At 33.3% G+C, this 13,707-nt stretch carries 12 protein-coding genes; 7 read left to right on the top strand and 5 right to left on the bottom strand.

Annotated elements, in window-relative coordinates:
* Positions 1-26: 26 nt before the first annotated feature.
* From ACKTSU_RS00270 to ACKTSU_RS00245, 6 genes are all read left to right on the top strand, one after another.
* Positions 27-647, top strand: a complete 621-nt coding sequence (locus ACKTSU_RS00270) for a DUF6973 domain-containing protein (protein WP_408034355.1) — start codon at positions 27-29, stop codon at positions 645-647.
* Entirely contained in the window at positions 648-1,334 is a 687-nt protein-coding gene (locus ACKTSU_RS00265; RefSeq protein ID WP_408034354.1) for an alpha/beta fold hydrolase, read from the top strand. It begins immediately after the preceding gene.
* Between the two features lie 7 nt (positions 1,335-1,341).
* On the top strand, positions 1,342-1,938 hold the full coding sequence (locus ACKTSU_RS00260) for an alpha-ketoglutarate-dependent dioxygenase AlkB (RefSeq protein ID WP_408034353.1): 597 nt from the start codon (positions 1,342-1,344) through the stop codon (positions 1,936-1,938).
* A 298-nt stretch (positions 1,939-2,236) separates the two neighbouring features.
* The gene (locus ACKTSU_RS00255) at positions 2,237-2,914 is read left to right on the top strand and encodes a succinate dehydrogenase cytochrome b subunit (RefSeq protein WP_408034351.1); all 678 of its coding nucleotides are present in this window, start codon (positions 2,237-2,239) and stop codon (positions 2,912-2,914) included.
* Positions 2,915-2,929: 15 nt separating this feature from the next.
* Positions 2,930-4,945 (top strand): fumarate reductase/succinate dehydrogenase flavoprotein subunit, encoded by a 2,016-nt coding sequence (locus ACKTSU_RS00250; RefSeq protein ID WP_408034350.1) that lies wholly within the window; start codon positions 2,930-2,932, stop codon positions 4,943-4,945.
* A gap of 9 nt (positions 4,946-4,954) precedes the next feature.
* Positions 4,955-5,701 (top strand): succinate dehydrogenase/fumarate reductase iron-sulfur subunit, encoded by a 747-nt coding sequence (locus ACKTSU_RS00245; protein ID WP_408034348.1) that lies wholly within the window; start codon positions 4,955-4,957, stop codon positions 5,699-5,701.
* Between the two features lie 240 nt (positions 5,702-5,941).
* On the opposite strand, the gene ACKTSU_RS00240 is transcribed toward ACKTSU_RS00245, so the two are convergent.
* Genes ACKTSU_RS00240 through ACKTSU_RS00230 form a run of 3 tightly spaced genes read right to left on the bottom strand, consistent with a single transcriptional unit; the run spans position 5,942 to position 8,292 of the window.
* Positions 5,942-7,075 carry an endonuclease gene (locus tag ACKTSU_RS00240; RefSeq protein ID WP_408034346.1) on the bottom strand — a complete coding sequence of 378 codons (1,134 nt, stop codon included), beginning with the start codon at positions 7,073-7,075 and terminating at the stop codon, positions 5,942-5,944.
* A gap of 19 nt (positions 7,076-7,094) precedes the next feature.
* Positions 7,095-7,709 (bottom strand): NAD(P)/FAD-dependent oxidoreductase, encoded by a 615-nt coding sequence (locus ACKTSU_RS00235; RefSeq protein WP_408034344.1) that lies wholly within the window; start codon positions 7,707-7,709, stop codon positions 7,095-7,097.
* A gap of 1 nt (position 7,710) precedes the next feature.
* A complete protein-coding gene (locus tag ACKTSU_RS00230) occupies positions 7,711-8,292 on the bottom strand; it encodes a MarC family protein (RefSeq protein WP_408034342.1) in 582 nt (193 codons plus the stop codon).
* Between the two features lie 107 nt (positions 8,293-8,399).
* Between ACKTSU_RS00230 and ACKTSU_RS00225 the strand changes: the two genes are divergently transcribed.
* A complete protein-coding gene (locus tag ACKTSU_RS00225) occupies positions 8,400-8,972 on the top strand; it encodes a DUF3109 family protein (RefSeq protein WP_028891575.1) in 573 nt (190 codons plus the stop codon).
* Positions 8,973-9,029: 57 nt separating this feature from the next.
* Here ACKTSU_RS00225 and ACKTSU_RS00220 read toward each other — a convergent pair whose 3' ends face one another.
* Entirely contained in the window at positions 9,030-9,716 is a 687-nt protein-coding gene (locus ACKTSU_RS00220) for a fibronectin type III domain-containing protein (RefSeq protein WP_408034340.1), read from the bottom strand.
* Positions 9,713-13,639: a thrombospondin type 3 repeat-containing protein gene (locus tag ACKTSU_RS00215; RefSeq protein WP_408034338.1), complete on the bottom strand. Its 3,927-nt coding sequence runs from the start codon at positions 13,637-13,639 to the stop codon at positions 9,713-9,715. The genes ACKTSU_RS00220 and ACKTSU_RS00215 overlap by 4 nt, the downstream gene beginning before the upstream one ends.
* Positions 13,640-13,707: the final 68 nt, after the last annotated feature.

Below are 13,707 nucleotides of genomic sequence, written 5' to 3'. Positions count from 1 at the left end.
TTTGGCTTATAATTATTTTTGTTTTGTTGCAGAAAATACTACTTCTTGTCTTTTTATTAATAGGTGTTTCGTCATATACACAATCTAATTGGCAAGAATTCGGAAAGCTATCCTCACCTAAAAAAAAGTGGGTGCTACTCCACCCTTTCAAGGCTAAACAAGCCTTAATTGTTTCACGTGAAGCATTAAGAGTAAGTGACTCTATAAGAGTTTCTCCCTTGTTAGATGGTGATTATTCTGGTGGAAAAGTAGATGCGTTTCGTCATGCTTTTTGGATGGCTTTATTACAACAAGAAATAGGAAAAAATGCGGCTCGATCTCTTGGAAGAACTCACGAAAAAGAAAACTATCAAACTTTTAAAAAACAACAATTAGAAGACGGTATTGTTCCTGATGAAATTTCTTCGGAAATGGATTTATTTAATAATGAAATTGGATTGTCTCTTTCTGAGGAAAATGGAAAACTCCCTAAAAATGGGTTAATTTACAGAGTAATCAACGCCATTCATCAAGGAAAGCTGAAAGTCATCAAAAAAGACCCAAAAGGAAATTTTTTAACTTGTGATGATAAAATTATTTCTGATGAGTCTCTCAAAGGAAAATGGAAAAACAATAAATGCTTAATAAACTCTAATTACAACCAATAAATGCAAAAAGTATACTTTATTTCAGGTACGATGTGTACGGTAGATTTATGGCAATTTGTGTTTCCGAAATTAGAAAACATATTCCCTATCCACATTGATATTACTCCTGCAAACTCTTTTGAAGAAATCAATACAATTATTGCAAATCATATTGAAGTTCCAGCTACAATTGTAGGATTTTCTTTAGGCGGATTTTCTGCTATGAACTTTGCGGTACACCATCCTGAAAAAGTAAAAAAACTAATTATAGTTGCCGCCAACACTGATGGATTGAGTGATTCAGAAATTCAACTACGAAAAAGTACCATTGAATTTTTAGAAAAACACAACTATAAAGGAATCTCACAAGCAAGAATTCAACAGTTTCTACACCCTGATAATCACAGTAATTCCAAGATTGTTTCCATCATCAAAAAAATGGATGTAGATTTAGGAAAAGAAGTATTATTACGTCAGTTAAAAGCTACTTCATCTAGAATAAATATTTCACAAGAAGTTTTAAAATTAAACATTCCTATACTTTTTATTACTGCGGAAAATGATGCACTTATCAACCCCAAAAAAGTAAAAGAGTTTGCACAAACAACTAAAAACGGAAAGAATATTACCATTAAAAATTGCGGTCATATGATTCCGTTAGAAAAGCCCTTGGAGCTAGCTTCTATACTAAACCTGACTATTAATTAATATAAAAATGGCTACTAAAATTGACACGTTCATTAGTTACAATCCTAGTTTCTTGACTAAAAAAAATGCAACAAAGTTGTTTCAACTATTAAAAAAACACTCGGAACTTACAAAAATGATGGAAATGAAACTTCCTACTGGCGATATTGTGAAGTATAATTTTGGCAAAATGATGTTTCTCGATCGAGATTTAATAGAAAAAAATGCTTTTCCTAAATCTGCCTGGGGAAATACTATGGAATGGCCAGAGTATATGCTTTCAATAAAAGAAAAAGTTGAAAATTATACCAATGAAAAATTTCAAACTTGTGTTTGTATTTTTTACCCTGATGGTAATTCTGGCGTAGCATACCACTCAGATGAAGTCGCTTTTGGAGATACTAATATCATTCCTTCAATTAGTTTAGGTGAAGAACGCATATTTTCTCTTAGAGAAAAACAAACAAAAGAAGAAAACCAACTTCTTTTACAACATGGAAGTTTACTAGTTATGAAAGATAATTGTCAAAAATACTACGAACATAGTTTACCCATAAACCCTGAATACCTAAATCCAAGAATTAATTTAACTTTCAGAAAATATGGCTTAAAAAACTATTTTTAGCTTAAAAATACAATTTTAAGACGGTATCATTTTAGTTAAAATAACTTAGCTGGGGTTTTAACAGATCTGATGTTTTTAAAACACATAATTTATTTTGTTAAATTATTAACTAAAAAAAGAAATGGACTGAAATAATCAACAAAAAAACAGTTATTTCCCTAATATTAATAACATTTTTTAACAAAAACATTCTTCTATTTAAACCGATTCTAAATATTTAAGAAAACAATTCGTAAAGTTTGTTCAAGTAATGCGTTCCGCTTAAATTTGTGCTATTATTTAATCAATCAACAAAATAATGAGCGGATTACTAAAATCTTCTATTGGAAGAAAATTTGCCATGGCACTTTCGGCATTCTTCCTGATGTTTTTCTTATTACAACATTTTGCAATTAACATCACCTCAATTTTTCCAGACAACGGAGCTACATTCAACAAACTATCTCATTTTATGGGAACTAACGGCTTGGTACAGTATGTAATGCAACCGATCTTAATTTTTGGCGTTGTTTTTCACTTTGTAATGGGATTCATCTTAGAAATGAAAAACAACAGTGCACGTAAAGTAAGTTATGCTAAAAATAACGGAGCTGCGAACTCTACTTGGATGAGTAGAAACATGATTTATAGTGGAGCCGCTATTTTAGCGTTTATTGTTTTACACTTTATCGATTTTTGGTTTCCAGAAATCAACACCAAATTCATTCAAGGTGATTGGAGTGGTTTACACGATGGAGAGTTTAGATACTTCCACGAGTTACAACACAAATTTGTAAATCCACTTAGAGTAGGTGCTTATGTAATTGCTTTTGTTTTCTTAGCATTACACTTATTACACGGATTTAGCTCTGCATTCCAATCAGTTGGAGCAAATAACAAATATACTAGAGGGTTGAAAACATTTAGTAAAATATATGCTATTGGTATTCCAGCAGGATTTATCATCATCGCATTATTCCACCATTTCAACCACTAATAAAACCACTTAAATATGGCAATTTTAGATTCAAAAATACCAAAAGGTCCATTAAAAGATAAGTGGACAACTTATAAAGATAAAATCGACTTGGTAAACCCTGCTAACAAGCGTTTAATTGACGTAATTGTAGTAGGTACTGGTTTAGCAGGTGGTTCTGCTTGTGCAACTTTAGCAGAATTAGGATACAACGTTAAAGCATTTGCTTACCAAGATTCTCCTCGTCGTGCGCACTCAATTGCAGCACAAGGAGGTATTAACGCAGCAAAAAACTATCAAGGAGATGGTGATTCTTTTTACCGTTTATTTTATGATACTGTAAAAGGTGGAGATTACCGTTCTCGTGAGGCTAACGTTTATCGTTTAGCTGAGGTTTCTGCAAACATCATTGATCAATGTGTAGCGCAAGGTGTTCCTTTTGCTCGTGATTATGGTGGACAATTAGATAACCGTTCGTTTGGTGGGGTATTAGTATCTCGTACTTTCTATGCGAAAGGACAAACTGGTCAGCAGTTATTATTAGGAGCTTATTCAGCAATGAACCGTCAAATTGCTCGTGGTAAGATTGAAATGTTCAATCGTCATGAAATGTTAGACGTTGTTATTGTTGATGGAAAAGCACGTGGAATTATTGCTCGTAACTTAGTTACTGGTGAAATTGAGCGTCACTCAGCACACGCTGTAGTAATTGCTTCTGGTGGATACGGAAACGTATATTTCTTATCAACCAACGCAATGGGATCTAACGCAACAGCAGCTTGGAAAATTCATAAGAAAGGAGCATTCTTTGCGAACCCTTGTTATACACAAATTCACCCAACATGTATTCCTCGTTCAGGAGACTACCAGTCTAAGTTAACCTTAATGTCTGAATCGTTACGTAATGACGGACGTATTTGGGTTCCGAAGAAAATGGAAGATGTATTAGCAATTAGAGAAGGTAAATTAAAGCCAACTCAAATCGCTGAAGAAGATAGAGATTACTACTTAGAAAGAAGATATCCTGCCTTTGGTAACTTAGTACCTCGTGATGTAGCTTCTCGTGCTGCAAAAGAGCGTTGTGATGCTGGTTACGGTGTAAATGCTACTGGTGAAGCTGTGTATTTAGATTTTAAATCGGCAATTGAGCGTTACGGTAAAGAGCAAGCGAAATTAAAAGGTATTGAAAACCCTTCTGCAACTAAAATCACTGAATTAGGTGAAGCTATTGTAGAAGCTAAATACGGAAACTTATTCCAAATGTATGAGAAGATTGTAGATGACAATCCATACAAAACACCGATGATGATTTATCCTGCAACTCACTATACAATGGGTGGAATTTGGGTAGATTATAACTTAATGACGACTATTCCTGGTTGTTATGCTATTGGTGAAGCAAACTTCTCTGATCACGGTGCAAACCGTTTAGGAGCTTCTGCTTTAATGCAAGGTTTAGCTGACGGATACTTCGTATTACCTTATACAATTGGTAATTATTTATCTAACGATATCCGTACAGGAAAAATATCAACTGAAACAAAAGAATTTGAAGAAGCTGAAAAGGCGGTTAAAGATCGTATTGATTTCTTCATTAACAATAACGGAGAGCATTCTGTAGATTACTACCACAAGAAATTAGGAAAAATCATGTGGGATAAATGTGGAATGGCACGTAACGAGCAAGGTTTAAAAGAAGCGATGGCTGAAATTAAAGAGTTACGTGAAGATTTCTGGAAAAACGTAAAAGTTCCTGGAGCTGCTAACGAAATGAATCCAGAATTAGAAAAAGCAGGAAGAGTAGCCGATTTCTTAGAGTTAGGAGAATTATTTGCTAAAGATGCCTTAAACAGAACTGAATCTTGTGGAGGACACTTTAGAGAAGAGTCTGTTGAATTAGATGGACCTCAAAAAGGAGAAGCTAAACGTGATGATGTAAACTTTGCTTACGTAGCTGCTTGGGAATACAAAGGAGAACCAGCTGATGCTGTTTTACACAAAGAAGAATTAGAGTTTAACGATATTGAATTAAAACAACGTTCATATAAATAAGAGAGAATTATGAATTTAACACTTAAAATTTGGCGTCAAAAAAACGCAAGTGATAAAGGAAAAATGGTCGAATATAAAGTGACCGATATTTCTGAGCATATGTCTTTCTTAGAAATGATGGACGTATTAAATGAACAACTAGTAAACTCTGGTGAAGAGCCAGTAGCATTTGACCACGACTGTCGTGAAGGAATTTGCGGTATGTGTTCAATGTATATTAACGGTGAAGCACACGGACCAGACCGTGGCGTAACTACTTGTCAGTTACACATGCGTATGTTTAACGATGGTGATACAATTACAATTGAGCCATTTAGAGCTGCTGCGTTCCCTGTAATTAAAGATTTAGTAGTTGACAGAAGTTCTTTTGAAAGAATTCAACAAGCTGGAGGGTATATTTCAGTAAACACCTCTGGTAACACTACTGATGCGAATGCTATTTTAGTTCCTAAAGAAAATGCTGATAAAGCAATGGATGCTGCAACTTGTATTGGTTGTGGTGCATGTGTAGCTACTTGTAAAAACTCATCTGCAATGCTATTTGTAGGAGCTAAAGTATCTCAATATGCTTTATTACCACAAGGACAAGTAGAAGCTACTGAACGTGTTAAAAACATGGTAGCTCAAATGGATTTAGAAGGTTTTGGTAACTGTACCAACACTGGAGCTTGTGAGGTTGAATGTCCAAAAGGAATTTCTTTAGAAAACATTGCTCGTATGAACTCTGAGTTCTTAAAAGCAAGTTTTAAAGGATAAGACTTTATTATAGATAAAAAACCGAAGCAAATGCTTCGGTTTTTTTATGCTCAATTATATTAATTTCACTTATTCTTCAATTTATTACGCTTGTGCCTTTTTCCGTTCTGTAAACTTAAAAAGAAAATACATTTGCCACCATTGATTACAATATGATAATCTGTGGGGGACTATCTATTACAAAATCAAAAAAGCCTGAGCAAGATGCTCAGGCTTTTCAATTATATTAAAAATAAATCGTTACTTCCAGATGTTATCCGCTTCACTACCATCCCATATTAGAGTAGCTAAATACGGATTATCAATAAATGGATTTCTATTTCCTTGTTTATTAGCAACTACATTATTGCGTTGTATTTCTAAATCAGACACAGGGTCGTCAGCATTCCATTCTAACAACAAAGCAACCATATTACTGTCAGAAGCTACTGTAGAACCTACGGCTACATTTTTAGGCAAACATCTGTCCCCATATCGTAAATACATATACATCATCATACGAGCAACATCGCCTTTCCATTCATCACCAGGGTACCAATTTCCTGATACATCACCAGCATTACCTGAACCAGCTGCAAATAATTTATTACCTCGTTGAGAATTAAATGTAACATCAGAAGGTCTTAAGTGATGCGCATCTGCACCTGGACCAGACTCTTGAAGGTTTGGTGTTCCTAATGATTTAGGATACACGTGCTCTCTATTCCAATCACCTGAATTACCTCCATTAGCATCTTTATCACGAGTTTTATCGTTTACAAGGCTAGCATCAGTATCATCATAACCATAAATTAAAACTACTTTGCTATTATCATTAGGATCTAAATCAGCTTGTTTCAATACATCCCATACACCAGGAGTATAATCTAAATACGTTGTATGAGAACCAATAACAGTAATTGCCAACGCATCCTTTAAATCTCCTTTAGTTAGAGTAAAGTCTACATTTTTATAATATGCTGCCAACTCTGTCGGAATATTAAAACTTCCTAAATTACCTGAAGACGACTCTTTAACGTTAATAATTACAGTTGTTGTAGAGCAGTTACTTGGTGTAATGGTACTACAAATAGTATATTTAAAAGAATCAACTCCTACAAAACCATATACAGGTGTATAGGTAAATTCATTATTTGCTCTTGTAATACTTCCATTTCTTGCAGTAGAAGTCTCAAATGATATTTCTATCTTACCTTGAGTATAAGTATCATTTTCTAAAAAACTAGGCAATACAACCGCTAAATTTTCTTCTGCTTCAAAAGAATCACTTACTGCAATTACTTTATCTTCTACTGGTGATACAATTTCATTGTCGTTACCACCACAATTCACAAACAATGCTAACATTGCTATGAGTCCAACTATTCTCTTCATAATATACTACTATTAATAATTATTCCTTTTTATTTTTATCGTGTACCTTAGTTGGTATATGATCATTCCATACCGTTAAAATATCTGTTGCAACACTTGCTCCACTTCCAGCAGCAATAGCAAACTGACTTCGCCAACCTGCTAGTGTTCCGCAAACATACAAACCGTCTTTAATCAAATGGTTAAAATTACGTAATTGTATTCTGTCTTTCATTGCATTAGCTCGTATATGTTTTTCTACATATTGCTCTAAACCAGCAATTTCAAATGGTTTTGAATAGTTTAATGCAATAACTACCATTTTACTAATATACTCTCCTTTATTAGTTATTACTTTATACCCTTCATCTTCATGTAAAACTGCTACTACCTTTTCATTCTCAATTTGAATAACTTCAGGATAGATTTCTTCTAGCTGTTTTTTTCCTTCCTCTAAAATATCCTTACCTAAAGTTCCTGGAGTTAAACCTAAAACATTATTAAATAAAGCATCTTGCAAGTGAGAAGCTCTTTGATGCATGATAACTCCAACTTTCTTACCTTTTGCATATTCCTTAGTTAATGCAGATCCCAAAACTAAGGCGCATTGCATCCCAGATACACCTCCTCCAACAACTAGTGCGTCAAAACTCATTTTATGCTAATAACATTTTTATATTGGCAGCAAATAACTTAACCGCAATTGCTAATAAAACAACCCCAAATATTTTTCTAATAATATTAATTCCGTTTGGACCTATTATTCGTTCAATTTTTGCCGATGTTTTTAATACTATATAAATTACGATTACATTTAATAGAACCGCTACAATAATATTTTCAAGATTAAATTCTGCACGTAATGAAAGTAAGGTTGTTAAACTACCTGGACCTGCAATTAATGGAAATGCTAACGGAAAAACTGTTGCATTTAATGCTTGTCCTTCATCCTCTTTATATAATGTGATCCCTAAAATCATTTCTAAGGCTATAAAAAATAAGATAAACGATCCTGCAACAGCAAAAGAATGGACGTCTATTCCAATTAAATTTAGTAATCGTTGTCCGACGAATAAAAATAAAATCATAATAAACCCTGCAATAACAGAAGCCTTTTCTGATTGAATGTGTCCTACTTTCTTACGTAAATCAATAACAATTGGAATGTTTCCAACAATATCAATTACCGCAAATAATACCATAAAGGCTGTAAAAATTTCTTTAAAGTTAAAGTTCATAGTTGATGTTTTTCGTGTGCAAAATTATATAAGTAATGTTACAATCTAGTATTTTTGCATTTAAATTTACGTGAAGTCATATAAACTTCCAACTTTAAATACATTTTATGTTTCAATTAGGAAAAACCATCGTTTCAGAAGATCTTATAGAAAAAGAGTTTGTGTGCAATTTATCTGCCTGTAAAGGTGCTTGTTGTATTGATGGTGATGCAGGTGCTCCGTTAGAAAAAGAAGAAACCAAAATATTGGAAGAAATTTATCCTAAAATTAAACCTTTTTTACGCAAAGAAGGTATTGAGGCTATTGAAAAACAAGGAACTTGGATAACTAGTGATTTTGGAGAGTTAGAAACTCCTTTAATCAATGATGCCGATTGTGCTTATGTTATTTTTGATGATAAAGGAACTGCTTTATGTGCTATTGAAGAAGCATACAATCAGGGAATTGTAGATTGGAAAAAACCTGTTTCTTGTCACCTATACCCTGTTCGGGTAAAAGACTATAGTGAGTTTGCTGCTGTAAACTATCATAAATGGGAAATTTGTGATGATGCTTGCTCTTTAGGAAAAGAACTACAAGTACCTGTATACAAATTTGTAAAACAAGCTTTAATTAGAAAATTTGGCCAAAATTGGTACGATGAACTTGAAAAAGTAGCTGAGAAACACTTGAAAAAATAAGTTAAACACAAAAAAAACGACGCTAAATAGCGTCGTTTTATATTCTAAACTCTTGTTTTATTTTACTGTAAAACTCCATATTTGCCCAATCGATTTTGCTCCTGCATTATCAATTGTATTTACTTTCCAATAGTATGTCTTTCCTGATTCTACAATTACTTCAACGCTAGTGGTGCTTTTACCTTCTGCTTTTAACGTTGTTGGAATTACATCTTCACCAAAATAAACATCATAAGTTAAGGTGTCTCCTGTATTAGAATCGGCTCCTTTCCATTCTAAAGTAACAGTAGTGCCCTCAACTGTACTTTCATCAGTTGGTTTAACTATTTCTGCCGTAAAAGGTGCTATATTGCTTTCTCCTTCTGCTTTAGTATAAAAAGCAAATACTGATGAAGGCTCACCTTGTTTCTCTTTATTATCTACTGCAGTAACTCTCCAATAATATGCTTCTCCTTTTTCTAAAGCAATAGTAACCTGAGAAGTAGTTACTATTTGTGTTTTAGCTATATTAGTTAACTCTCTGTTTTTTGAGATTTCTACTTTATAACTAATATTATCTCCATTTGCGTCTGTAGCATCACTCCAATCAAACTTAATGCTATTGTCTATACACAATAAGTTTTGTGTAGGGTACACTAAATTTACAGTAGTTGGTGCTTCATTTACTGGTTCTTTACTTCCACCACCACACGCCACAAATAAAGGAAGTGAAAATAAGGCGATTGTTTTTATTACTTTTTTCATCGTTTTAAAACTTTAAATGTGTTTGTGTTATCATTTCCTACTTTAAGCATGTACGTTCCTGAATTAAATCCATTAAAAGGGATTGACAGTTCGTTTCCTTGTTTTTCAAACCTTCCTTCAAGAATCAATTTTCCTCTTACATTATATACTTTAGCTTCTAAATGAGATGGTGCATTATCAGGTAATAACAAATCTATAGTTTCTGAAACTGGGTTTCTTTTTAAGAAAATATTATCAATTATTTCAGTCAGTTTTCCTTCACATACCTTTGCTGTTTTAACTTCTAAAACCCCACCATTTTTAGCAGTTACATCAAATGTTGCTGTAGTAAAGGTGTCAAGTATATTTCCATTTAAATATACCGTATATGGAGCAGTTCCTGAGGTTACACTAACCGTATAGTTTTGAGATGCTTTATTTTTAGTCAATCTTAATGCTACTGGATTAGATGCTGTAATATTAACTTCATAACATTGAACATAATCATCTCTATCATTAACTTTTACGCATACTTCGTAAGTTCCTGGAGCTAAATCAGTAAAAATAACTGAAGTAGTTGTTAATTGCTTAGTCACATCTGTTGAAGTTCCTTTAACAGTTACTGTATAACTTATATAGGTTTGTTTTACCTCTACTACTATTTTTCCATCGTTTTGATCAACACAAGTTTCTGAAATTGTTTTAACAGAAATGTTATCTGCATTCTTATAACTCGTATCACACACATCACCTATACCATTACCGTTAGTATCTGCTTGATCTGGATTTTTAGTAGTTAAACAGTTATCCACATCATCCATCACGCCATCGTCATCGGTATCTTGACACGCATCTCCTATTCCATTATTATCAATATCTGTTTGATTTGGATTTGCTGTGTTAGGACAGTTATCATCAATATCTAAAACACCATCTCCATCTGTATCTTGACACACATCTCCTATTCCATTATTATCAATATCAGCTTGATCTGAATTTGCAGTATTAGGACAGTTATCATTTCCGTTTAGCACACCATCTCCGTCTGCATCTCCATTAGGGTCGAAAGTAAATTTTCCAGAGAAAATACCTCTACCATAAGTAGCTGCAAAAACAGTATTATCATCACGTAAATCTAAATCTAAAACAGGCACATTACTCATACCATTGTATGATTGAGTCCAATTTGGTGAAGCATCATTAAAATTTTTTGTTTTCCAAACACCTAAATCTGTCCCAACAATAACTTCATTAATGCTTAATGGATTTTGTAATATTGCTTTTACAGGGATGTCTGGTAAATCTCCTTCTTTACTTACCCAATTGGCCCCTCCATCATTAGAATACCAAATACTTTTTACTCCATAATTATGCATGGTAACAAATATTTGATTTTCTGTTTCTCCAAATTCAATGTCTGAAACTGACCCTAAAAATAGATCTCCTGTTATTTCTGACCAAGTTCCATCTCCTTTATTTGCATTCTCCACCTTTAATAATTTTCCATTTTTCAACCCAATAAATAACTTACTAGATTCTTTACTATAAGGAGATATTTTTAAAGCAGAAGGTTCAGCATTCATAAGCGTGTGAGTTAGTTTCTTCTTTGCGGGTATAGATAAGATATTTAAATATCTCATCACTGAAAAAGCTGTTGCTGAAGAATAGTTTGAATATAAAATATTAAGATTTGAATCTAGTTCTTCTTGATTAATAAAGTCCCCATTCGCTGAGTCTTCTTCATTAATAGTTATTTTTTTGTTTGTTGCTAAATTTGTTAGTTCAATTGCTTGATTATATACGTAATTAACAATATAATATTTATCTTTCCCATCTGTATCAAAAAAGCTTGCAGCCCCATCTCCTCCAAAAACTCTTTCTGCACTATTTATTCCTTCAGCAGCTTTTTTAATTAACTGAGTACCATTATCTTGAGCTCCAGCTAAAAAATGCTCTTCACCATTAAACGCTGTTGTTGGAGCAACACCAACAGTGTAAAACTGAACTGTATTATAGTTGTTATTTCTTTCTGATATAGTAACCCCTGAATTATTAGAAAAATAAACTCCGCCATCATTTCCAAAAACCATTCTATTAGAAGAAGAAGCAAACGCTAAACCATGCTGGTCAGCATGTACATATTGCTTACTAAACCCTCCATACCAATGAGACAACTGTCCCCAAGAAACTCCTCCATTAGTTGATTTAAATAAGTCTATCCCTCCAACATAAATCGTATTTTCATTCAATGGGTCAACTTTAATCAATAAATCATAAAATGCCTGACCTCTTGTGAAATCATTTGCATCGATATCGGTATCCGCATCATTTGGAAGAGCCATAATATTAACCGTGGCAAAATCATCAGTCGTTTTTAATATTTTTACTGGATTATCTGAATCATTAATTTGTGTAAGAACATATACTGTCCCTTTATTTGATGGTGATAATGCTATTTCTGTTCTTAATCCATTTTCTATGGAATATACTATATTGAAACTATCACCGTCTTCAGACTTTAAAATCGTTCCTCCTCCATCTCCAAAAGCAAAACTACTTGTTGTACTTACATAGATAGAGTTATCTGAAGCTATTTCTAAATTATTAGGCTCATAGTCATTTCCTGCTAATGTTTTAGGAAAATTTACTTTAGTAAAAGTTGAGCCATCTGTCGATTTATACACCCCTATTTTATCACCTCCCAACGAAACTCCTCCTGTATATCCAGCTTCTCCAGCCGCTATATACACTTCTGACACTCCTGAGTTGTCCCTTACTACAACATCATTAATATGCTGAATACCAGGAACAATAGTTGCATTTATAGCATTGTCTTTAGTTCTAATTAAAGTTCCATTTACAACACCAGATGAAATTGCTGTCATTATTGCTTCTCCATCTTTCTTATTAATCATTAACGTGGGTATAGTAACACTTTCTGCACCTTCTCCTGCTGCCATATTAAATGGAGGTTCATCTACATTATTAACTATAATTACAGCAATTGCTCCAGCATCTTGAGCTTTTTTTGCTTTAGATGAAAAATTACATGTTCCTCTTCTTATAACTGCTATCTTACCATTTAGATCTTCAGTATTTATAATTGTTTCACATCCGTCTTCTGTTGTACCAACTCCATCATTAACTAAAACTAAATTACTAGTTATATCGGTTGTAATGTCTCCTCCAAAAGCGGTTGTTAATACTGTTACATAATCTCTTGCTATTCCCGTTGGGGAATTAATTGTTAATTTAGAATTTGTATCAAAAAAAGATCCTCCTGTAATTCCACCTAAAATCCTAGTCCAAGAATTACCTGCATCTGTAGATTTCCATAAACCATCTCCGTTTACATCTCCGTTTACATACGATTCACCAGTACCTACATAAAAAATTTGAGAATTATTTGGATCAACTGCTATACAAGATACAGCTAAATTTTCTGGAATTCCTACTCGAGTCCATGTTGATTCTGAATTAGAAATATTAGTGTTTTTCCATAAACCACCACTTACTCCTCCTGCAAAAACAGTTTCATTAGTGGTATCATTTGGATCAAAAATCAATCCCCTCGTTCTTCCTCCAACATTATCTGGTCCTCTTTCTACCCAAGCATTGTCGGCATCACCAGGAACTTTACGTCCTATTCTACGTCTATTAAGTTCTTCTTGAAGTTGGTAAACGTTTTCTTTATGAGTTCTTCCCGTATTAGGGTTTATTTCACTCAAATACTTTTGTTCAAAATAAGCATTGGGAGGTAATCCTTGTGACTTTCTCTTCTTTTTTAGAAGTTCTCCCGTTTTTTGAAAAGGGTGATTTTGTAAAAATTCTGCATGCTGTTTTCTTAGTTTATCAATCTCTGTTTCATTGATGTCTTTAACCTTAAAAACAACAACACACATAGCTATTATTAAAAAGCTAAAAAAAAATATTTTTTTATTCATAATAAAGTGGTTAATGACTAGTATAACAGGCAGTTTTTACTTTACCCTAACTGTTTTTAACAATAATA

Origin of the sequence: Tenacibaculum aestuarii, from assembly GCF_964510395.1 — a bacterium.
GTDB lineage: Bacteria > Bacteroidota > Bacteroidia > Flavobacteriales > Flavobacteriaceae > Polaribacter > Polaribacter aestuarii.
Note: the sequence above shows the minus strand (reverse complement) of the source record. Positions and strands in the feature narration are given on the sequence as shown.